At 48.1% G+C, this 22,189-nt stretch carries 20 protein-coding genes and 1 tRNA gene; 12 read left to right on the forward strand and 9 right to left on the reverse strand.

The features are described from left to right. Positions 1 to 8 precede the first annotated feature (8 nt). Positions 9 to 1,214 (reverse strand): mannonate dehydratase, encoded by a 1,206-nt coding sequence (uxuA, locus tag ABD852_RS12775; RefSeq protein WP_345029470.1) that lies wholly within the window; start codon positions 1,212 to 1,214, stop codon positions 9 to 11. 142 nt (positions 1,215 to 1,356) lie between these two features. Here uxuA and ABD852_RS12780 point away from each other — a divergent pair, with 142 nt between their 5' ends. Beyond that, on the forward strand, positions 1,357 to 2,364 hold the full coding sequence (locus ABD852_RS12780; RefSeq protein ID WP_345029471.1) for a LacI family DNA-binding transcriptional regulator: 1,008 nt from the start codon (positions 1,357 to 1,359) through the stop codon (positions 2,362 to 2,364). A 901-nt stretch (positions 2,365 to 3,265) separates the two neighbouring features. Here ABD852_RS12780 and ABD852_RS12785 read toward each other — a convergent pair. Further along, positions 3,266 to 3,658 (reverse strand): response regulator, encoded by a 393-nt coding sequence (locus ABD852_RS12785; RefSeq protein WP_345029472.1) that lies wholly within the window; start codon positions 3,656 to 3,658, stop codon positions 3,266 to 3,268. Positions 3,659 to 3,852: 194 nt separating this feature from the next. Between ABD852_RS12785 and ABD852_RS12790 the strand changes: the two genes are divergently transcribed. After that, positions 3,853 to 4,116 carry a YtxH domain-containing protein gene (locus ABD852_RS12790; protein ID WP_345029473.1) on the forward strand — a complete coding sequence of 88 codons (264 nt, stop codon included), beginning with the start codon at positions 3,853 to 3,855 and terminating at the stop codon, positions 4,114 to 4,116. A 99-nt stretch (positions 4,117 to 4,215) separates the two neighbouring features. On the opposite strand, the gene ABD852_RS12795 is transcribed toward ABD852_RS12790, so the two are convergent. The 4 genes from ABD852_RS12795 to ABD852_RS12810 form a co-directional block, all read right to left on the reverse strand. Further along, entirely contained in the window at positions 4,216 to 5,076 is an 861-nt protein-coding gene (locus ABD852_RS12795; RefSeq protein ID WP_345029475.1) for a type IX secretion system membrane protein PorP/SprF, read from the reverse strand. Then, the gene (locus tag ABD852_RS12800) at positions 5,076 to 6,269 is read right to left on the reverse strand and encodes an alpha/beta hydrolase family protein (RefSeq protein WP_345029477.1); all 1,194 of its coding nucleotides are present in this window, start codon (positions 6,267 to 6,269) and stop codon (positions 5,076 to 5,078) included. Before ABD852_RS12800 ends, ABD852_RS12795 begins: the two co-directional genes overlap by 1 nt. Before the next feature lie 914 nt (positions 6,270 to 7,183). Continuing rightward, complete coding sequence (locus ABD852_RS12805; protein WP_345029479.1) at positions 7,184 to 7,678, reverse strand: ELWxxDGT repeat protein; 495 nt, start codon at positions 7,676 to 7,678, stop codon at positions 7,184 to 7,186. 1,049 nt (positions 7,679 to 8,727) lie between these two features. Then, complete coding sequence (locus ABD852_RS12810; protein WP_345029481.1) at positions 8,728 to 9,822, reverse strand: imelysin family protein; 1,095 nt, start codon at positions 9,820 to 9,822, stop codon at positions 8,728 to 8,730. A 160-nt stretch (positions 9,823 to 9,982) separates the two neighbouring features. Between ABD852_RS12810 and ABD852_RS12815 the strand changes: the two genes are divergently transcribed. Continuing rightward, positions 9,983 to 10,624, forward strand: coding sequence for a hypothetical protein (locus ABD852_RS12815; protein ID WP_345029484.1), 642 nt, complete (start codon positions 9,983 to 9,985; stop codon positions 10,622 to 10,624). A gap of 353 nt (positions 10,625 to 10,977) precedes the next feature. Here ABD852_RS12815 and ABD852_RS12820 read toward each other — a convergent pair. Further along, a tRNA-Ile gene (locus tag ABD852_RS12820) sits at positions 10,978 to 11,051 on the reverse strand. A 151-nt stretch (positions 11,052 to 11,202) separates the two neighbouring features. Here ABD852_RS12820 and ABD852_RS12825 point away from each other — a divergent pair. The 7 genes from ABD852_RS12825 to ABD852_RS12855 all read left to right on the forward strand — a co-directional run bounded on the left by ABD852_RS12825 (position 11,203) and on the right by ABD852_RS12855 (position 19,598). Further along, entirely contained in the window at positions 11,203 to 12,441 is a 1,239-nt protein-coding gene (locus tag ABD852_RS12825; RefSeq protein ID WP_345029487.1) for an HD domain-containing protein, read from the forward strand. Positions 12,442 to 12,518: 77 nt separating this feature from the next. Continuing rightward, complete coding sequence (gene lpxD / locus ABD852_RS12830) at positions 12,519 to 13,565, forward strand: UDP-3-O-(3-hydroxymyristoyl)glucosamine N-acyltransferase (RefSeq protein WP_345029490.1); 1,047 nt, start codon at positions 12,519 to 12,521, stop codon at positions 13,563 to 13,565. A 63-nt stretch (positions 13,566 to 13,628) separates the two neighbouring features. Then, the gene (locus ABD852_RS12835; protein ID WP_345029492.1) at positions 13,629 to 15,020 is read left to right on the forward strand and encodes a bifunctional UDP-3-O-[3-hydroxymyristoyl] N-acetylglucosamine deacetylase/3-hydroxyacyl-ACP dehydratase; all 1,392 of its coding nucleotides are present in this window, start codon (positions 13,629 to 13,631) and stop codon (positions 15,018 to 15,020) included. Beyond that, positions 15,017 to 15,826, forward strand: coding sequence for an acyl-ACP--UDP-N-acetylglucosamine O-acyltransferase (gene lpxA / locus ABD852_RS12840; RefSeq protein WP_345029495.1), 810 nt, complete (start codon positions 15,017 to 15,019; stop codon positions 15,824 to 15,826). The genes ABD852_RS12835 and lpxA overlap by 4 nt, the downstream gene beginning before the upstream one ends. 59 nt (positions 15,827 to 15,885) lie before the next feature. Beyond that, entirely contained in the window at positions 15,886 to 16,509 is a 624-nt protein-coding gene (locus tag ABD852_RS12845; protein WP_345029497.1) for an ABC transporter ATP-binding protein, read from the forward strand. A gap of 154 nt (positions 16,510 to 16,663) precedes the next feature. Next, the gene (locus ABD852_RS12850) at positions 16,664 to 18,163 is read left to right on the forward strand and encodes a TolC family protein (protein WP_345029499.1); all 1,500 of its coding nucleotides are present in this window, start codon (positions 16,664 to 16,666) and stop codon (positions 18,161 to 18,163) included. A 49-nt stretch (positions 18,164 to 18,212) separates the two neighbouring features. Next, positions 18,213 to 19,598, forward strand: coding sequence for an efflux RND transporter periplasmic adaptor subunit (locus ABD852_RS12855; protein WP_345029501.1), 1,386 nt, complete (start codon positions 18,213 to 18,215; stop codon positions 19,596 to 19,598). A 68-nt stretch (positions 19,599 to 19,666) separates the two neighbouring features. Here the strand turns inward: ABD852_RS12855 and ABD852_RS12860 are convergent, their stop codons facing one another. Then, positions 19,667 to 20,002 (reverse strand): DUF2853 family protein, encoded by a 336-nt coding sequence (locus ABD852_RS12860; RefSeq protein ID WP_345029503.1) that lies wholly within the window; start codon positions 20,000 to 20,002, stop codon positions 19,667 to 19,669. A gap of 163 nt (positions 20,003 to 20,165) precedes the next feature. On the opposite strand from ABD852_RS12860, the gene ABD852_RS12865 reads away from it, so the two are divergent. Then, the gene (locus ABD852_RS12865; protein WP_345029506.1) at positions 20,166 to 21,170 is read left to right on the forward strand and encodes an NAD(P)H-dependent glycerol-3-phosphate dehydrogenase; all 1,005 of its coding nucleotides are present in this window, start codon (positions 20,166 to 20,168) and stop codon (positions 21,168 to 21,170) included. Here the strand turns inward: ABD852_RS12865 and ABD852_RS12870 are convergent. After that, positions 21,167 to 21,391: a DUF3820 family protein gene (locus ABD852_RS12870; protein WP_345029509.1), complete on the reverse strand. Its 225-nt coding sequence runs from the start codon at positions 21,389 to 21,391 to the stop codon at positions 21,167 to 21,169. The genes ABD852_RS12865 and ABD852_RS12870 overlap by 4 nt on opposite strands. Positions 21,392 to 21,564: 173 nt before the next feature. Here ABD852_RS12870 and ABD852_RS12875 point away from each other — a divergent pair, with 173 nt between their 5' ends. Beyond that, a complete protein-coding gene (locus tag ABD852_RS12875) occupies positions 21,565 to 22,182 on the forward strand; it encodes a hypothetical protein (protein WP_345029512.1) in 618 nt (205 codons plus the stop codon). Positions 22,183 to 22,189: the final 7 nt, after the last annotated feature.

Below are 22,189 nucleotides of genomic sequence, written 5' to 3' on the forward strand. Positions count from 1 at the left end.
TCTGAAGGTTATGGGTGAGATAAGAAATTTCGTTCAATGGCATGCTCAAGACCGCGTAGCTCGGCGAGGCCTTTGAGCCTGCCAATAGCGGAATAACCGGGGTAAGTATCTTTGTCCAGATCGTCCAGCATCCGGAAGCCGTGGTCCGGGCGCATGGGTATTTCAGGACATTCATGGCCGGTTGCATGGCGTCTCCTTTCTTCTGTCCTGATCGCCTGTATCACGGCGTACATGTCCACATCGCCTTCGAGGTGAGGAGCTTCATGAAAGTCGAAAGAATTGTTTTCCCTGCGTGTGCTTCGGAGGTGAATAAAGTGAATACGGTCAGCAAAGCTCCTGAAGATGTCAGGAAGCGCATTATCCTCCCTTACGCCCAGCGAACCCGTACAGAAGGTCAGGCCATTGTTATCGGCCGGGTATGCCGCCAGAAGCCGGCAGATGTCAGCAGCTGTGCTCACTATCCTGGGAAGCCCGAGTAACGGACGGGGCGGGTCGTCAGGATGGATACACAGGTTGATCCCCGCTTCCTCGGCGGCGGGGCCTATCTCGCGCAGGAACGCTTCCAGGTTTGCGCTCAGGCCCTCTTCCCCGATATCGGCATATTCTGCGAGCATTTCTTTGAACTGTCCGAGCTCAAATTTTTCTCCGGAACCAGGTAATCCAAGAAGCACGGTGTCAGTGAGCCGGCTGATTTCGTGTTGTGTGGCGTGTTTCCATTTCTGATAGGCGCCCGCTCGGACGGCTTCGGAATAGGCAGTTTCGGCTCCTTCCCGTTTCAGGATAAAAAGGTCAAAGCATGCAAAATCCTCCCAGACATACCGGAGGGTAGTGGCTCCGTCAGGCAGCGGATAGTTGAGGTCTGTCCTTGACCAGTCCAGGACCGGCATAAAATTATAGCAGACGGTCCGGATTCCGGAATGGGCCAGGTTCTGCATTGACCGGATGTATTGCCCGATCAGCTTTCCCTTTTCGGGCAGTCCTTTTTTGATCGCTTCGTGGACGGGAAGACTTTCCACCACTTCCCAGGTGAGGGGGCGCACGCCGGAATTATCAGCTTCCACGGCTGCCTTCCGTGCCCGTATAGCGGGCAGGTCCCAGACGTCGCCGACCGGGATCTGGTGCAATGCGGTTACCACGCCAGTGCATCCGGCTTGCCGGATGTTCATCAGCGATACCGGGTCATTCGGTCCGAACCAGCGCATGGTGTGTTTCATTGACGAAAAGCAGTAATAATCATTTGCACAAATATTGACAGACGATTTTGAAATTGCAACCGATTGCATTAAAGTTTTTTCTATCAAAAATACCATTATTATATGGTGGGGGTTTACTAGTTTTGGTGGTACTGTTCACTACATGGAGAAAGACGTTACCATTTATGACATCGCGGCGGCACTCGGTTTGTCCGCGGCAACCGTTAGCCGCGCGTTAAAAGACCATCCCGCTATTCATTCCGCGACAAAGGGGCTGGTCAGGTTGAAGGCTGAGGAAATGGGGTACCGGAGAAATGCTTTCGCGAGCAACCTCAGGCGGAAACGTACCAATATCCTGGGCGTTATTGTGCCCAGGCTCAACAGCAGCTTCATGTCGGCGGTTCTGGCGGGAATGGAAAGGGTTGCGAATGATGCAGGGTATAACCTGTTGATTGCGCAGTCGCTCGAGTCGTCACAAAAAGAGATTGCGGCGGCTGCGACCATGTTCAACAGCCGGGTAGACGGCCTCCTGGTTTCATTGGCCTACGACACGGACGACCTGGGGCATCTTGAAAAATTCCGGCGGTACAATATTCCGCTGGTGTTTTTTGACCGGGTTCCCGAACCTCAATTCGGGGCTGCCCGGGTGATAATAGATAATTTTGAGGCTGGCCGGGAGGCGACGCGGCATTTGCTGGCGACTTGTTCGCGCGTCATGCATGTGACGGGAAACTTGAAACGAAATGTATATGCCGAGCGGTTCAGGGGTTACTTATGCGCGCTTGGGGAAGCAGGCCTTGTATTTTCGGAAGAGCTGCTTCTCAGCAACGATCTCAGCGTGCAGGCGGGCGCGGCGGTTGCCGACCGGATCATCGGAATGGCGGATATGCCTGAAGGGCTTTTTATCGCGAACGACCTTTGTGCGATCGGGTTTATCCAGTCTATGAAGGAAAGGGGACACCCGATGCCTGCTACCGCCCGGGTGGTGGGATTCAACGACGATCCGATTGCGGGTTTCGTGGAACCGCAACTGACGACCATCCAATACCAGGGTGAATTAATGGGCGAAACCGCGCTTACGGCTTTAATCCGTCAACTCAACGGTCAGGGAGGGGCAGAAACGGATACCGTTGTGTTGTCCCACCGGTTGATTGTAAGGGCGTCTTCCTGAGAAAAAGTTTTTTGCGAAAACACCTTGTAGCGGAGATGACAAATAGATGTTGTCAATGGAAGTCAATGGTAGCCGGAGGCTACCACCCGGACGGTCATCCTGAGCGGAGCGCAGCGGAGTCGAAGGATCTCCTGTTGCTGTAAAAAAGTCCTCTGAAAGGGATTGGTCCGGGGACCGGGAGATCCCTCCACTGCGGGATGACCCGGAGGTTGGAGCGGCGCCAAACCTGTTGTACTCGATGGTAACGCCATCTGCCGGATGGTCATCCTGAATGGAACGCAGTGGAACTGAAGGATCTCCTGTTGCTATAAAAAGTCCTCTGAAAGGGATTAGGTACTGGGAGCGGGAGATCCCTCCACTACGGTCGGGATGACCCTCCGGTTGGAGCGGTGCCAAATCTGTTGTTGTCAATGGTAGCGTACGAAACGGCCAGGCCAGGGGGTATGAGAAAAACAAAGCCGCCATACGGTAAAACCACATGGCGGACTCCAACTATACATACTATACTTTATCGGTGCGGCGACAGCGAGTCGCCGGTATCTTCTTGGTGAATCGAAAGCAAATCAAGTCACGATTTGTTTTCCGGCTGTAAAATTCAATAAAAAAAAGGCTTAAAACAAGTTAATCTTTCAAGACAATGTAGGAACAAAAAATATTTGGAGAAAGTTTCTCCCGGAAAGGTAATTTCCAACCCTCGAAAAAGGCTTTTTTACGGGTATTTCGCAGATTTTCGCTCGCTTCGGGCGGTTGGTTGCAGGATTGACAATAGACTTGGCTGGTGACGATCCCGTAAACTTTGTCACTGTTTTGTAAAAATAATTGTTCGGCGCCTTCGTCTACCAACTTATTTGTAGTAGTCTCCCGGGAAACTGGGCGGCAAAAAACGACAACTCCTTCGGACTTAGTACGAGTGGTCAGATGGAGCGGACTGCTTCTCGGGGCTTTTGCCGATGATTTTACTGATCTCGGTGAGACTGATGGGTTTATCAAGAAAGTAGTTGGCGCCGTTTCGCAACGCCTCTTCTTTCAGGTTGGTCATGGCGCTCATGACCAGGATCTGGGCTTTTTGGGCGATGCGGCGGATATTGCCTAGTGCCTGTATGCCTTTCCCGTCGGGAAGGTTGTTGTCAAGAATTACCCATTCCGGCTTGATGTCTTTGATATAGTTCAGTCCGTCTTTGAGATTCCTGGCGATTGTGACGCTCCCCGAATTATGGTTCAAAACTCTCTTTTTAAGATAGTTACCCATCAAAATACCTAATTCCTCCTCATCTTCAATAATTACAATTCTCATTGAGTAGCTAAGATTATTCATCAATTCATTAAAATAATCTTGCCACGTTATTCGTATATTACGTATGAGTATATCCAAGTGGCATGCGGGATGCCATTTCCACAGTATGTAGAAAAGCATACGCGTGAAATCGGCAGAATACCGAATATGTCGCGGCACTAACTATCGAAACGCACATAAAACTTACTAGAATCATGATCAATACCAGAGTTTTTTGGGGGATTGTAACAGCGGCGGCAGCCGGAGCAGTAATTGGCCTTTTATTCGCTCCTGACGAGGGCGTAAAGACCCGTAGAAAAATCAGGAAAACAGCGGAAGGCTGGTCGCATGACGCGTTGGATACCCTTGACAGCAGCAAGAAAAAGGTAGTTGAGGCTGCCCAAAGGCTGAAAGATACCGCCTATCGGGCGAAGCAGGACGCCAAAGACGCCATTCAGGAAGCTACTGAAAAGGCTTAACGATCCTGGAAATCTTGTAAGCACCCGGGCGAAAAACGCCCGGGTTTTTTATTGGCAAAAATGGAAGGGCTCTTCCGTGAACCCTTAACGGCAAGCCGCTTACCTTCTGTACCAGATAATCAGGTCAAAATTTTTGTCGGATACGAGGGAGGACCTGTCGTAAGAAGCGCCAACGCCAAATCCTTTGTATAGTTCGGCATCTAATGTTATCACGCTTTTCAACTCATTGACCCGCAGCGCGTAAGAGGCCCTTATTTTGTCGGCCAGTGCAAACGAAAGTCCGGTATCGATCAAAGTCCTGCGCTCATTGGCCAGCAACACGAACGGAGTCACCGAAAACTGTCTGCCTATATACTGCTGGTAGCTTAAATTGATATTGAATTCCCTGTGGTTTTTAAGCAGGGTGGCGCCATCTGCTTCTCCGGTATTGGCAAATACGTTTTTTACCCCGAGGCCGGCCCTCAACCCCTTGCGTTCATAGGTAACACCCAAATCCAGGTCGGGATTAAACTGCTTTGTCGTCCCGGTTTGACGGTGCGGGAGCTTGAACTTATCCCAGCGAATAGCGTCAAAATTACCCACCAGGCGTCCGCCGAAACTCACAAACGAGGATTTGCCAATTCTGCTCCGGCGCAGGTACCCGAGATAAACGGAATTCCGGTTGAAAAACGAGTAGGCGTCACTTACGTAGGACAGGGTATAGAATGAATTGCTTTTTCCTATTCTCCCGGCATGGCTCAGCCAGAAATTTGCCGGTTTTTTCCATATATCGGCTTCATTGTCGACGGCTTTGTACTTGGTGTAAATTGCAGCCCGCATGAACTGCATACTGTCTATGGCTACTGAAGCCGGATTGTAGTACTGCATATCCTGCAGATAAATATTGGGCCGGATCGAATTCTGGGCGCTGATTGCGAGTGGAAACAGGATAGCCGACAGGAGCAGGGTAAATATCCGCATCAATTCAGGAGGTTAAATTCATTTAAGGTGTTGGATATGAATTTGCCCAGCTCGCTTATGTGCCCCCCGCCGGGATAGATATACTTTTTTACGTTTCCCCCGGCAGCAGCCAGCCCTTGGTACGCGTCTTCGGTGTTGTAGGAAGGTACCAGTTCGTCGGCATCTCCGTGGTGCAGGAATATTTTCCCGGTCGGTTTCCAGCCCTGGTGAAAAGAATTGTCTGCCAGCGCCTTTTTCAATTCAACATCGGAGCCGTCTGTCCAACGGTTTAAGAAGTATTCGCTAAACACTTCGCCGGGTTTTTTTGAAGGGGTCAGGATGGAGGCAAACTGGTCGTACACCTGGTAAGTATAAATCTGATCGGTGGGACGCTTCAATGCGGAGAATTTGTTCAAAGCATACAGTCCCCAGGAGAATATGGGTAACGCTTCGACCTTTTCATCCCTTTTTTTTAATACCGTTTCGGCAAACCGGCTGAAATTGTAGGGGCCGGAAAGCCCGGAAGTAGCGATTACTGAAAAGTCGCCGGCATAACTTTCCTGTATGTACTTGTGTGTTGAAAGGGCCGCGCCGGCTCCCTGCGACCATCCGGTCAGGAACAGGCGATTGTCATAATCCAGGTGTTTCTGCTGCAAAACTTTTTTTACGGCCAGTAACCCATCAATGTTTGACAGGAACATTTCCGGGTAGTACACATAGGGATGATCCTTGCCAAGTGTAATCCCGAAGCCGATGTAATCCGGTATAAAGACGGCATATCCTGCGGTAGCCCAGGCGAGACCCATATTGCGGACATCCCGGAAATCACTCGTACCGCCGTCATAGAGAGAGGGTGTTATTTTTTCCACGTTCAGCCTGACTGAAGGCAGTTCCGTACCATGGCAATACATGATCAGGCGGGTTTTCTCGGCACCCTGGGGCAGTATCAGCAGGCCCCGGCTATCGACAGGCCTGCCGAGGTAAACTGTTCGATAGGTCACTGTCTCAAAGCTCACACCATATTGCGCGAAATCGCCCGCAGAGAGCTCCGTTACGCGGCTGACAATTTCATCTTTGGTTAGTGTGCCCCGCTCTTGCGTTTCAACCAGATCGCCCCGATTATAGTTGCCTGGCGCAATGTCCCTGCCTTTATCGCAGGCAGCTAACAGCAGACAAGTCAAAACGATTGAAGAGTAAATATTCCTGCGTTTCATAGAGTCAGCTTAGAAGGTAAAAGTAATCATCACGTTGGGATTGCAGGTAGCGTTGCAAAATAGGGAAAAAGGAGTTACAAGCTGATGGGGTTTTTTTTTAAATTGAGACTGTGTCAAACTCTCCCTGCCACCTTGGTATAGTGAGCAATTGCTGAAACTGGCGCTACCCGATACGCTGCTAAGTATTTGATCTTGTTCAATATAGACGCGTTGATGCGAATAGCACGCCAGCAGCGGTTATTAAGAAAATATCGGTCGAAGCCTTCCTTCCGAGTCGCTATGACTACAGTTGCCAAATTCGAAACTATCAGTTTGACGTGACAATGCGGACGGATCTCGTTTCACGGTCAGTCATCGCCCGTAAAATTAGGACGGAGACACCTGACTGACTCACATCAAACACCTGTCGTTCAGAAGACTGATTTACATAAACAGTTCGTTTATGAAGAATTCTGCCCTCAATATCGGTCAGTAGAAATATTACGGATTGTCCTGTTGCGTTACTTACTTCGGCAGTAAGGGTATGTCGGGCGGGGTTCCCCAGGACCTTTAGTTGAAAACTGTTTGACGCTCCCGGTTCATTGGCTGCCAGCCTTGCCGGAGGTGTTGCAGGATGATAGTTGCACATTCCATAGGAAAAAAAATCCCAGCCGTGTGTTCCATCAAAAGCCCCAAAGAGAAGCTTATCGCCCAGTACAGTCAATCGAACCGGCAACGCATCTCCGTTCGGGTTCAGGTCTTTTACCAAATTCGTTCCAGCCGCTGTACCGTCAGTCACCCAGAGTTCCCGACCATGAACCCTATCAGTTCTTTAATCATGACCGTCCCGGCCGTCGTGCCGTCGGATTTCCAGAGTTCGTGATAGTTGCCTGATTGGTCATTAGATACAAACAGAATTGTACCATTGACATTCCTCAAAAAGTAGGCGGGTCATGTACGGCATTGTCTGGCTGAATATCTTTAACGAGTACTGTTCCGGCAGTTGTGCCATCGGTTTTCCAGAGTTCCCTCCCATTGGTATAATTCGACGCAACGAAATACAATGTTTGACCCACAATAAGAAACCCGTTTTGATTGGCGTCTCTGCCTGGGAGACCGGGTTTGGCGGGCGGGTAAAGTGTTTTTACTTTAACGGTTCCCGCTTCAGTGCCATCGGTTTTCCAAAGTTGCACACCCGAGGTCAATCCATTCGCGGCACCAAAATACATGGACCCATTGAATTCTATGGTCGATCGAAACGGCAGATCGAAATCCGTACCGAAGCTTGTCGTGAAGTGCAGACCGTCGCCGTTCGGATTAATGTCTTTTACTAATTTGACGCATGGATACGGATCAGGGGCTTTAGGCGGAATCAATTCGGTATTTTTTCCTAAGCCAACAAGGAGCAAGAGCAGAGTGATTGGATTCATAGCCGATTTGAGTAGTGGAATATAAAGATTCCTGGTAATAAGGTAGTTAGGTATTTTTGTTAGTTATCGGCAACTGCTTTACTTCATTGTATTGCAAGGTCTCAAAGTAGTCCAACAACCGCTGAAGAGAGTCCCACTCCAATAAATATGGATCCGGTATCAAGCTGAGATTATCGCTTCTCACTGATCCGTTTCCGCATTACCCATAGATCGTTATCGCTAACCCCTTCCATGTGTTGCATGAATTCCAGGTCTTTTTTCGATCTCTTCAAGGGCTTTTCGTTTTGTGCCGGCACCATGGTAGCGGAGAGTAGCGCGTAGGCCACGAGGAGGGGGAGAGGGTAGCGTTTTTTCGTATAAGGGATTTTTGGGGCTCTCTGAGATTATTATCAAAACAAAGATGAAAGCACAGGTGTAATATGCTACCGTGTGCCTTCATTATTTATTGTTTAATGGTTTCCGAACCACATTTGTACGGTCTTTCCGGTTCTTTTATCGAGGGTGTTCTCCAATTTCTGTCGAATAAATAATCTCCCCACATCCAAAATCGTAAGACGTTTCTTTTTGGATATAACCTATAGAGCTTGTGACTAGCATCCGAATTGTTAAACTTAAAAAATTTATATTCATCGGAACGAACTACATATTCTATTGACGACTGCATAGTACAAAACTTATAGTCTTGGGTTGCAAACACATACGTCGGTGGAAACATGCCTCCGAAAAAGATCTTAAAAACGTTACCGACTGCTGTAGTATTCGAGAATATAATGAACAATACGAAGAAAAATATATACAGGTTTCTCTTTCTCATTTGGCTCACTTTTTAAGTTCTCATATTTCAAAGACAATTTAGATTTCCTTTTGTAGAAACACCTAGTGTTTGCTTGTCGATCTCTTTGGGGCTTGATAGGTTATCAAGTTCATGTCCCAACCTCCTTATGCTCCAGGCAGAGTTTGGACCGGATTTTAATAAGTGCATCAACGCTGTGCTCGGTATGACTGTTGGCTTAATATTGAACAGGTCGGGTCACCCGGGAATAAGTAAATTAAAGCCCAAGCGCTTGTTTCATATCATTCTTTATCAAGCCTTCCAGGGTTTCTAGTTCTTGATAAAGCTCATTCACCGATTCACGATCAGAAAATAAAGCCCGATCAAAAGGAGTGGAAATCGATAGGGTTTTTGAGTAAACGCTATCAATGTGATTTTCTATTTCCGAAGATAACGAAGGGTTGTTTGAATTCGCGCTTACGATATTTACTAATAAATTTAAGCCGGTATAATTTACTGAGCCGACCTTATGCCCCAAATACACAGCAAGGATTGCATCCATCTCTCCGAGCAAAAGTTCGGCACACTTGTTGCTCCATTTACCGTCCAATGCATTTACTTGCGGCTGGCCGCCATTGTTAATTCCAAGAGGTCTTCCGACCCTTTCCGACTTAATTAACGAAATGTGTCTTTCCATCTGATTTACGAGCACACTGATAGACCCATCGCTGCCCGCCCCATCTGCTTGGATAAATTTATTTACATAATCTTCACCACCAGCACTCCATTTATAAATACCTCTATCAGCATAATATTTCAGAGACTTGGATAGTGATAGAAGATAATCGCTCCTTCTCCTCCCATGTATTTCATCGGCAAATAACTCTAGTATTGTGGCATTGTCGCCCTTTGACTGTCCAAACAGGAGATATTCATATGTCTGAATCCCCTTGCAATTTGGATTTAAGCCCTGTATATAGCTGCTATCTATATTTTGCTCGATATTGTTTAAGATTTTTTTTACCTCTAGCGTATCGGGTGTCCCGTATATTCCGTCGAAAATGAATTGAGAATTGGCGGGATTTGACTCGAACAACGATATTCTTTTCCAGGAGATTGCGCACTGAAGCCACACTTCTTTTAGCCTATTGAGCTTGCGATGATCAGTGGTATTATCGGCAAACGCGGCGGTTTCAGCAATGAGGCCGTTGACTGAATTTTGAAAGTCAACGTAACTAGGTGTAATGACGTTATATCCAATCGCAGCCAGTGCTTTTCGACGATCTGAAATACTTATTGGCTCCACAGGATCATCTTTACAAGAGAAAAAGAAAAGCACAATAAGTGTTGATATTTGGTAAATTATCTTCATCTTGATTATCTAAATGTTAATAGTATTTTGACTTTCCTATCGAAGTAGTTGACTACCGGTTAGTAACATTTCATAAATATTTTTTTGAGATTATAATTAAGGATCCTACATTTGAACGATTACGCATACTGTATTATTTCTCAATATCTAACTTTATATCATGAAACACATTCTAGTACTTCTGCTTCTCTCAACTTCATTGATGTTTCTCGGTTGCGAAAAAGATCAATTGGAATCTCCCAAAGCCTCAGTTGAGGGGGATAAACTTACCAACAAAAAAAATAGAGAGGCACGGATGGGACCCGGATTTTCTTGGGAATTGGAAACGACAAATCACAATGTCCCTGCTGAATATAACGACACGGGTACATCCCGTCAATATTATTTGAAAGGTTCGCAGTCGTACACCAGGACTATTACACTAAAAGTTACGAAAACATCTGCGACAACTCCAGATTCTCTTAAATTCCATGTCTATGAACCATTGCACTCCTGCATAATACTGTCCTCGGTTTCAGCTTCCATGGGAACAGCCACATACAAGACATGGGGTGAACACCATAGTGGATTTTACTATGAGTATAAGGGGTATGAATGGAAAATTCCTGTTAGTACCATGAATTCAAGTCCGATAGGTACAACTGCAACATTCGTTTTTACCGCAAGGAGCCCGCATGGAATCTCAGGATCGTGTATTGAGGGATCGGTTACTGCTAAGATGAATTTCCCGGCAAATATCCCATCATCTTACAATTTCTGGGATGGAGACTATATGCCGTTCTTGATTAATCCTAGTATTTGATAATTTGGATGCTGTAAAGTCGATTTTTTGTTAAAATATTCGAAAAGGTCTGGTTGGAGCTTTTCGCCATTAAAAACCTTTTCCCTTGTAGAATCCTTTATTGGTGCCTATTGTTTAACCCTGAGATAATCTGTGACTTCAACCTAAAATATGGTATGCGTAGTAAAGCACCTGGTTTCCAAACGGCGGCCAGGTGTTTTACTATACCTATTATACTTATGTGATAAAGCAGGCCTTTCCCGCAAAAAAGTCAACAGACTAAATTGAATGATTATATCCAAAAACTACTGTGAAAATAGCCTCTTTCAACAAAAAAGCACTTAGCTTTTGTTGCTAAGTGCTTGATTCTGAAGTGGGCCCACCAGGGCTCGAACCTGGGACCACCTGATTATGAGTCAGGTGCTCTAACCGACTGAGCTATAGGCCCGATGCGCTAATTTACGGATTTTTCGCTCCGTCTCCCACGCGCATTGCGATTGGGAGTGCAAAAATACTTACTGATTTCTTTTAAGCAAATATGTACGCCAGAATAGTTCGAGATTTATTGCGATTGTTATTTTTGTGAAAAGTCAGACCTATTGAATAAACGTAAAATTATCAACGACCCGGTTTACGGGTTTATCAGCATCCCGTCGGATTTTTTGTTCGACCTGATCGAGCATCCCTGGTTTCAGCGCCTGCGGAGAATCCGGCAGCTGGGGTTGACCGAATTGGTATATCCCGGTGCGCTGCATACCCGGTTTCACCACGCGATAGGGGCCATGTACCTGATGGACCAGGCCCTGCAGACCCTTAAAGGGAAAGGACATGCCATTTCCGAAGAGGAGGCTACGGCCGCCCAGGCCGCCATCCTGCTCCACGACCTCGGGCACGGTCCCTTTTCCCATGTGCTCGAAAATACGCTGCTTCCCCATATCCCGCACGAGCAGATTTCGTTGCTGCTCATGAAAGAACTTAACGTGCAGTTTCATGGCCGGCTTGACCTGGCGATCGAGATGTTCGAAGGCGTCTATAAACGGAAGTTTTTTCACCAGCTCATTTCCAGCCAGCTGGACATGGACCGGCTCGACTACCTCAACCGCGATTGCTACTATACAGGCGTCATCGAGGGGTCAATCGGTACGGACCGCATCATCAAAATGCTCGATATCGTAGACGACCAGCTGGTGGTGGAGGAGAAGGGATTGCTTAGTATCGAGCATTTTCTGAACGCCCGGCGGACCATGTACTGGCAGGTTTACCTTCATAAAACCTCGTTGTGCGCGGAAACCATGCTTTCACAGATTGTCGGCCGGGCCCGTGAGCTCGCCGGTCAGGGAACCGACGTCTTTGCCACACCTGTGCTGAGCGCTTTTTTGAGATCACGTTTCCAGGAACCGAAAGCACTTTTCGAACCGGGGTTCTCCGCCCTTTTTACCAACCTGGACGATACCGATCTGTGGGCATCGATCAAAGTCTGGATGCTGCACGACGACTTCGTTTTGTCGACCCTGTGCAGAATGTTGTTAAGCCGCAGCCTGTTTAAATTACAGTTTGTTACGCCCGAACAAAGTGGGGAAACGTTTGAAAAAGCCAGAATTTCGTTATCGGCCAACGGCGTGCCCGCCGAATACCTGCATTACTTCGCGGTGGAAGGGAAGATATCGAACGCCGCCTATCTTACAGAAAGCGAACAGATTAAGGTGAAAATGAAAAATGGAGGCGTAATTGACATATCGGAAGCGTCGGAATTGCCGGCCATTCGCGCGTTGAGTAAGATTGTCAGCAAACACTTCGTTTCTTGGGCTAAAAACGTATCTTTGAGGCCCAAGTCTTGAAGAAAAGGCTGGAATGAATCATCTGTGGACGACGCTTTAATTATTAACCGCATTTAATACAACTCCCAAAAGTTTTTATGGAGTTCACAATAAGCCAAATAGCCCAGTTACTAAATGGGACAGTAGAGGGGGATTCAACAGGTATTATCCGTTCCGCATCCAAAATAGAAGAAGGGTCGGATGGCGATATTTCGTTTCTCGCCAATACCAAATATGAACAGTTCCTGTATACAACGCGCGCTTCCGCGGTTATTGTTGATCAGTCCTTTAAACCATCACAACCCTATACCGCCGCACTTATTCGCGTAGCCAATCCGTACCTCGCTTTCACACAATTGCTGGAGGAGTACCAGAAGATTACCGAGCAGCGTTCGGCCGGGAGAGAGCAGCCGTACTTTATTAGTGAAAATGTCGTCATAGGAGAAAACGAATATATCGGCCCCTTTACCTATATAGGGAAAAACAGCAGGATCGGTAAAAATCTGCAGCTTTTTTCAGGGGCCTACGTGGGGGAAAATGTCATAATCGGTGACAACGCCGTAATTCATCCCGGCGTAAAGATTTATGACAAAACAGTGATTGGAAACAATTGTTCTATATTTGCCAACGCAGTGATTGGCGGTGACGGGTTCGGCTTTGCTCCCGAGGCAGACGGATCTTATCGCCGTATCCCGCAACTGGGCAATGTGGTGATAGAAGACAACGTCAGCATCGGGTCCAATACAACCATTGACCGCGCTACGATGGGGTCTACTATTATACGGAAGGGGGTCAAACTGGATAATCTGATCCAGGTGGGCCATAATGTGGAGATCGGAGAAAATACCGTAATAGCGGCCCAGTCGGGAATCTCGGGCTCAACAAGAGTGGGGGCCCAGTGCGTAATAGCAGGTCAGGTAGGGTTGGTAGGGCATATTACGCTGGCCAACGGTACCAAGGTGGGTGCACAGTCGGGGGTTTCCAAATCGGTAAAAAAGGAAAACCTGTCTCTGTCTGGATCACCTGCTACCGAGTTGAAAGCGCATTTGCGGGCCCAATCTCTGGTAAGGAGGTTGCCCGAAATTGTTCAGCGACTTGAAAATGTAGAAGTTAGTGCGGGAATAAAATCTCACGAGGGAAAATAGTATTGAAGTGGTTCTGGAGGTGGGGTGGTTTAACCGGGTCCTTTCTTCAGCTAAAAAAACAAAATGAACGAGAAGCAACAGACCATTAAGGCGTCGGTATCAGTTTCCGGCGTAGGGCTTCATACAGGAGTAGCGGTGAACATGACTTTTGTTCCCGCCCCGGCCAACCATGGCTACAAATTTCAGCGGGTCGATTTACCCGGGCAACCCACGGTTACGGCCGATGTCGATAATGTCGTGGACCTGTCTCGGGGTACGACGATTGAGGAAAATGGTGCGCGCGTACATACCGTAGAACATACCCTGGCTGCGCTCGTCGGACTTCAGCTGGACAATGTGCTGATCCAGTTGGATGGTCCGGAACCGCCCATTATGGACGGCAGCTCCATTAAATTTGTGGAAGCCCTGGAGAGTGTGGGTTTTGTAGAGCAAAACGCTTACCGGGATTATTTCGAAATTCCGGAGTATGTACACTACAAAAATGAGGAAAAGGACATCGAGATAGCAGCCCTTCCGCTTCCCGACTACCGCCTTACGGTAATGGTGGATTATAATTCTTCCGTTATCAACAGCCAGCACGCTTTTCTTAATGATATCGCCCAGTTTTCCACGCAAATCGCAAGTTGCCGTACGTTCGTGTTCCTGCATGAACTGGAAATGTTGTTCAAACAGAACCTGATTAAAGGGGGAGACCTTGCCAATGCGATCGTAATTGCGGACCGTGAGGTAGGAGAAGGAGAGCTGGACCACCTTGCCGATCTCTTGAAAAAACCCAAAATCAGTATCGATAAGGCAAAGGGGATCCTGAATAATATAGAACTGCATTATCCAAACGAAATGGCCAGGCACAAGCTGCTTGACCTGATCGGAGACCTGGCGTTGGTGGGTCGTCCGCTAAAGGCGCAGATCCTGGCCGCCAGACCCGGACATGCCGCCAATATTGCCTTTGCAAAAAAAATCAAGAAACTCATCAAACAAAAGAAAGGCGACGTTCCAAGCTACAACCCGAGCAAACCGCCGATTTTCGATATTAACCAGATTGCCCAGTTGCTGCCGCACGGCTATCCTTTCAGAATGATCGATAAAATTATCGCTCTGGATGAAAACAGTGTGGTGGGAATCAAGAATGTCACCATCAACGAGGAATTCTTTGTCGGCCATTTTGACGGTAATCCCGTCATGCCCGGTGTGTTACAGCTTGAGGCAATGGCGCAGACCGGCGGTATCCTTGTCCTCAGCTCTGTTCCGGACCCGGAGAACTACTGGCCTTACCTGATCGGTATCGAAAACTGCCGTTTCAGGAAGAACGTTTTCCCCGGAGATACCGTAATATTCAAGTGCGTGTTTATTTCACCTATGAAACGGGGAATCGTTAAGATGACGGGAAGAGGGTATGTGAACGATCAACTGGTGTGCGAAGCAGACATGATTGCCAGCTTAGTTAGAAAAAAATGATACAGCCACTAGCCTACATACACCCCGAGGCGAAAATTGCCCACAACGTTGTGATAGAGCCGTTTGCGATGATCCATAAAGACGTGGAAATCGCTGAAGGCACCTGGATCGGTTCTCATGTTGTAATTAATGAGGGCGCCAGAATAGGAAAAAACTGCCGGATCTTTTCCGGTGCGGTGATTTCCTCGATTCCGCAGGATTTAAAATACCACGGAGAATATACGCTTACCTATATCGGCGATAATACTACCGTCAGGGAATATGCGACCATCAGCAGAGGTACGGAGGAACACTGGAAGACCGAAGTCGGCAAGGGTTGCCTGATCATGGCCTATGCGCATATTGCGCACGATTGCCGTGTAGGTGACAATTGCATTATTGGTAATAATGTACAGATGGCCGGACACGTACACGTCGGCGACTGGTCTATCGTGAGCGCATTAAGCGCTGTACACCAGTTTACAAGAATCGGTATTCATGCCTTTATCTCGGGTGCGTCGCTGGTAAGGAAGGATGTTCCGCCCTTTACCAAAGCCGCCCGCGAGCCAATATCCTATGCCGGAATCAATTCAGTGGGGCTGCGGCGCCGTGGCTATACCAACGAGCAGATTGCCGAAATACAGAATGTATACCGGTATGTCTTTGTGAAAGGATTGAACAATGCGGACGCGCTCAGCCTCATAGAAATAGAATTGCCGGCTTCGAAGGAGCGGGATGAAATTGTCAATTTTATCCGTACCTCCGAGCGGGGAATTATTAAGAGCCCGTTACAGACATCGAGCCAGGAGGGCAACGAGTCCGAATAGTGGTCCGCTGGTTCGTGTATGAGGCAGAATTCCCATGTTTGGAAATCGGCATTTGAAGTTTGGAAATTATACTCGAAAACGCTGGCAAGAAGTTTAGCACGGAATGGATCCTGCGGAGGGTGGATTTACGCCTGACGACGGGAAACGGCTACGCTTTTGTGGGGGCTAACGGGAGCGGGAAGTCTACGCTGATTAAGCTGATTATGGGCCAATTGCCCGTTAATGAAGGACTTATTACCTATCGACGGGACGCGGCTCTCATTCACGTAGACGACTGGCACCGCTACCTGGTCATGGCAGCACCCTACCTGGAGTTGATCGAAGAGTTTACACTATTGGAATTTGTTGCATTTCAAAGCCGGTTCAAGCCGTTCAAAGGCGCGCTTTCAGTGGAGGAGTTTATTGATTTCGCCCAGCTTTCACACGCTGCCGGGAAGCTTATCCGGCATTTTTCATCCGGAATGAAGCAGCGACTGAAGCTTGCCGTAGCGTTTCAAACCGATGTGCCGCTCGTTTTTCTGGACGAACCTACCTCCAACCTGGATCATAACGGCATCCGGTGGTACCAGGAAAATGTGCTCCGTCTGATGGATACAGGCCAATTGGTCGTGGTGGGATCCAACCAGCCGGAAGAATATACGTTTTGTAAGTCTCTGGTTAAGATGGCAGATTACAAGCGCTGATCCCCGTTTAGGGGGTTGGTGTCAGCCCGAAATAACCGTAGGCCTATATTGCCCTTTTAAATTGTTCCTCAACCGCCTGTCCCAAAAAAAGGAGCGGATTTTGAGAGAAAACGTAATATTGTTGCGTCATAGTACAAGCTAAAAGTCAATTCTCATGCGGTTTTCGAATAGGACTTACGCCCTCATTTGCCTGTTTTTTTTTCAATTACTGTCACTTTCCGGTTTTGGTCAGAAGGTAACAGGCCCGGTTACCCCGACGGGGCCGGTGGATATGGAAGAAGCGATCGGAATAGCGCTTCGGAACAACCCCCAGCTGAACCAGGCGGGGTTGCAGGTGGAAGGAAGCATCGTGAGCCTGGAACAATCGAAATGGATGCGCTGGCCGAGCCTGAACTTCAATGCTTCCCAGGGATTCAGTTTCGGACGGAATATCGACCCGTTTACCAACCAGTTCGTACAGCAGAATATCAGCTACAACAACTACCAGCTGGGCGCCGGCGTTACGCTCTATAACGGTGGGCAGCAGCATCATACGATAGCACGTAACGAACTCTCTGCAAAAGCCAGTCAAAAGGATTATGAGGCGGCCCGGAATGACCTGATGCTTAACGTCGCTTTGGGGTATCTCCAGATTCTGAATAACCAGGAGCTGGTAACGGTTGCCGACCGCCAGATGGAAGCGACCCGCCAACAGGTAGTCCGTATGGAAAAACTGGTTGATGCCGGCGCCGAAGCGCAATCCAAGCTGCTCGACCTCAAGGCGCAGCTGGCAAATGAGGAGCTTAACTTGCTGAATGCCCAGAATAACCTTGAAACATCCAGGCTCTCGCTGAAACAGCTCATGAATATTCCGGGAGCGTTTGTGCTTGAGGTCAAGTCGGTACCGCTTAAAGATCCGGAATTACTGGCCTACGATGCCACGGTTAACGAGGTATTTGAAGCTGCGCTGAGCCATCTCCCGCAGTTTGAGGCCGCCAGGTTCAAAATTGAAGCCGCCGAACGGGGTATCAGCGTGGCCAGGGGGAAATTCCTTCCTACTCTGACCATGTCGGCGGGGCTGAGTACGGCCTATTCCAGCAATGCGCCCAAACAGTTGTTTATTGCCAACGGAACCCCGGCTACAAAGGCAGAAGTACTTTCAAAAACACAGTTTATCGACATCGACGGGAGCAGGCAATACATTACAGACATCGTCACTATCCCGGGGGGCGCGTACAAACAATATAATTATTTCGGGATACTGGATTTTAACCGCAACTCCTCTGTAAGCCTCAATCTGAGAGTGCCTATTTTCAATAATTTCCAGGCGAAATATGGAGTTGCCAATGCAAAGCTGCAGAAGCTGAGTGCCGAATATGATCAGCAACTGGCTACCAATACGGTACGCCAGAATATTGAGCAGGCCTACGTCAACATGACCAACGCGGCCAAGCGGTACAGTGCCACCGTGAACCAGGTAGACGCGTTTACCGAGGCATTCCGCGCGGCAGAGAGCCGGTTTAATGCCGGGGCGCTCAGTTCGGCGGAGTTTAACATAGCAAAAGCCAACCTCGACCGGGGCAAAGCCAACCTGGTTCAAACCAAATACGATTATATTTTCAGAGTGAAAGTCCTTGATTTCTACATGGCAAAACCCCTGAACCTGGACCAATAGTCCTGGCGAAAAACAAGCTTTTTTATGTATTTAATTCCTACAAAATAATATGGCACGTAAATCTTCTAACAATATCTGGTGGATACTCGGCGGCAGCCTGGTTCTGTTGATCGGAGGCTTGTTCGTAGCCAAGCAGGCTGGATGGATCGGCAAGGAAAAACCGGAAGAGGTCGAAATATCAAAAGTGTCGAGGGCCGGCATCGTAGAAAAGGTGAGTGCCTCGGGGAAGATACAGCCGGAAGTCGAAGTAAAGCTCAGCCCTGACGTATCCGGGGAAATTACAGAATTGTATGTCGCTGAAGGAGATTCTGTGGAAAAAGGGCAGATCCTGCTGAAAATTCGCCCCGATAATTATGAGTCGCAGATGGCCCGCGCCCGGGCTACCGTCGATGCCAACAAGGCCAGTATGGAGCAGGCCAATGCGGCGCTTGCCCAGAACGAAGCCCGGCTTATCCGGCTGAAAGCGAATTATGACCGGAGCAAAAAATTGTATGAAGACAAGGTAATACCCGCTTCCGAATTTGAGCAGGCCAGCTCCGATTACCTGGTTGCCCAGCGCGATATTGAAGCGGCGAAGGCGAACATCCAGGCCGCCAGGTTCAATATCAAAGGCGCGGAAGCCAACCTTCGGGACGCTGCCGAAAACCTTCGGAAAACTACCATTTTTGCACCCGTAAGCGGTATCATCTCATTGCTTAAGGTTGAAGTGGGAGAAAGGGTGGTGGGCACCAGCCAGATGGCCGGTACCGAAATGATGCGGATTGCCAATATGGACAACATGGAGGTGCGGGTAAACGTAAACGAAAACGATATTGTCCGGGTAGCCCTTGGCGATACAGTGGAAATCGAAGTGGACGCCTATCTCAGCACGGGCAAGAAGTTTATGGGCGTGGTTCGTGAAATAGCCAATACGGCAAACGGCCTTATCAATACGACTACTACCACCACTACTTCGCTTGACGCAGTGACTGAGTTTGAAGTCCGCGTAAAAATACTAAACGCGTCTTATGCCGCCGTACTGAACAACCGCGGAAATGTGCGCTACCCGTTCAAGCCCGGTATGACAGCTTCGGTTGAGATTATTACCGATAAGAAAAATCGTGCATTGTCGGTACCGGTATCGGCGGTCACAACCAGGGATACGGTCATTACAGGCGATGAATCTTCCGAAAGCGGCGATCAGGACAACCAGGAAAGAAAAAAAGTGGTAAAAGAGATCGTATTTGTTAATGAGGGAGGCAAGGCGGCGATCAAAGAAGTTAAAACCGGTATCAGTGACTTTGAACGTATCGAGATCCTCTCGGGACTACAGGAAGGCGAGGAGGTAATCTCGGGACCATATATTGCGGTGTCGAAGAAATTGCAGGCAGGCAAAGCGGTAGTCGCCAAAGGAGAGGCCAAAAAGGGCGAAAAGAATGCCAAACCGAAAAAGTAGAAAGCTTTGAAAAACAAACAGGCCTGGATGAGACGTCTCATCCAGGCCTGTTTGTTTACGATAACTGCTTAATAGGCAGATTCTTTTCCGGCGTCTTTTACCAGAAGGTAATAGAACAAAGCTCTGTATTTGTTGGTGTTGGATGAACCGATCTGCTTAACGGCGCCCTGTATGAGCGTGTCCAGCTGCGGGCCGTCCGCGAGACCTAGTTTTTTTATCAGGAAGTTTTTCTTCACTCTTTCAAGCTCCTGTGGGTCGCTGGAGGAGACCTTGGAGGAATCGGCGTTGTAAATAGAAGGGCCCAGGCCTTTGGTGATTTTTACCAGAAGGTCCTGATCTACAGATAATCCTTGTTTTTTCGCCTCTCCCATATAGGTGGCTATTGCATCATCAAACTTGCTCATAAGGTACGGTATTAGTTATGTTAAAAGAATGAAACAAATCGAGCAAAGAAATTAAAAGGTACCGGAGACCGGAAACTAATCATTATATAGTACTTTCTATTTGTGAAAAAGTAACGATTTTTAGCAACAAATTAATAAGAATCAGACGGTACAAATTTCGGTGATGTTATCCAGTAGCAGAAAAGTAACGGTCATAGGAGGCGGAAGCTGGGCCACAGCCCTGGTGAAGATCCTGGCGGAAAACCCAGGGACCAAGGTGAATTGGTGGTTAAGAGATAAGAAAGACGTTGAACATATCAAACGACACCACTATAACCCTTCCTACCTTAGTGACGTATATATTAACCCCAAGCGTGTAACACCCTATGAAAGCCTCACCAGTGCGCTTAAAGGAACGGAGTATGTGGTCCTCGCAATTCCGGCAGCATTTGTAAAGGATCCCTTCTCAGGAATTTCCGGCAAAATATTCGAAAAGAAACAGGTGATCTCCGCCGTAAAAGGATTGTTGCCGGACGACCATTTGCTGGTTACCGATTGGTTGGCCCGCGATTTTTCGGTTTCGAAGGAAAACCTGAGCGCCATCGGGGGGCCATGCCATGCCGAGGAAGTAGCATTGGGAAAGCAGTCCTACCTGACTATTGCCTCGCACTCCCTTGAATCTGCCGCGAAGGTAGCGTCCATACTGACCTGCCGGTTTGTTTCAGCCGGCGCCTCCGACGATCTGTACGGCGTCGAATATGCCGCCGTTATGAAAAATATTATCGCCATGGCCTGCGGAATTACGCACGGACTGGGGTACGGTGACAATTTTCAGGCGGTGCTGGTGTCAAATGCCATGTCGGAAATAGAGCACTTTCTCAATGCGGTGGACCCGCGCCCGAGGCAACTGAGCGCTTCCGCCTATCTCGGGGACCTGCTGGTAACCGCGTACTCGCAGTTCAGCAGGAACCGCCTTTTCGGGAATATGATCGGGCGGGGTTACAGCGTGGCGGCTGCCCAGCTGGAAATGAAAATGATTGCCGAGGGATATTATGCTGCCAGGAGCATCCATCGCATTAACCTCAGGCATGGCGTTCCAATGCCCATTTCCGAAATGGTATACCAGGTGATTTATGAAAATGTTCCGCCTGCTACAGCTGTTGAAGCATTAAAAAAGGCGCTTCATTAACGTTGCCCTTTCCTGATATCTTCGAGCAGGTATTCTAAACCATTGATTTTGATTTCATAAAGTGTCGCCAGAAGCTGGCCGAGACGACCTTTTGGAAAGCCTTCGCGGGCCATCCATTCGAGGTACGCGACAGGCAGTTCCGTAAGCGATTTCCCCTTGTGTTTGCCGAAAGGCATTTGGTAGCTGATCAGATCGCTTAATAAGGTGGGGTCTGGCTGCATGTGGTGTCAGGTGGTTGAGAACGCACAAACCTATGAACAAATTTCCGGTGGACCATCATTTCTACGTTACGGAATATCGCTGCGACTCATTGAAAAAATTGATATATGGTTTATTTGTATTATATAATATTGTTATATTATATTTGTCAAGAAACCATAATGAACAAAGGGAAATGACGGATCAGTGTATTGCATTCAATCGGCTTCACTACTATAGCTACCTGATTATGCCTCATGGAGTAATTGATTGCGTGGCTGAGTGGCAACGCAGGTTTGTGAAGATGTTTGGTTTCAGGAATGCGACGGTCAAGCTGCCCCACCTCAGCTTTTCCAACTGGTCCATGAGTCCTCATTGTGAGAGGAGGCTTTTTGATTTACTGGAAGCCAGGTGCAGGGTAGTGAAGCCGCTGAACGTAAAGTTAACGGGGTTCGACGATCTGAATGGCGGGGCCTTTTGTTTTATGGTAGCGCAAGGTAAGCAGTGTTTTGACCGTGTGATCGATGACAAAGGAAAATGGCGGAGGGATTTTAAAATGGTAGGAGGCGTACGGGGTGTTGAGTTCACAGAGAACCTTCATGTGACAATTGCAAAGGGGTTGACACAAGCACAGTGCGGAGTAGTGAGGAAAGCATGGGAAGGCCAGCATTTTGAAATGGCATTTCCCGTGGAAGGGTTACGGTTATTGAGGGAATCAGGGCGGGGAAAGAAATTTTTACGGGATTTCAGGTTTGAAGGATACCCGAAACCACCGCCGGCTCCCGGGTATGGAAATCAGCTTCCTTTGTTTTAATAATTAC

The organism is Ravibacter arvi, from assembly GCF_039540405.1.
In the GTDB taxonomy this organism is placed as follows: Bacteria; Bacteroidota; Bacteroidia; order Cytophagales; family Spirosomataceae; genus Ravibacter; species Ravibacter arvi.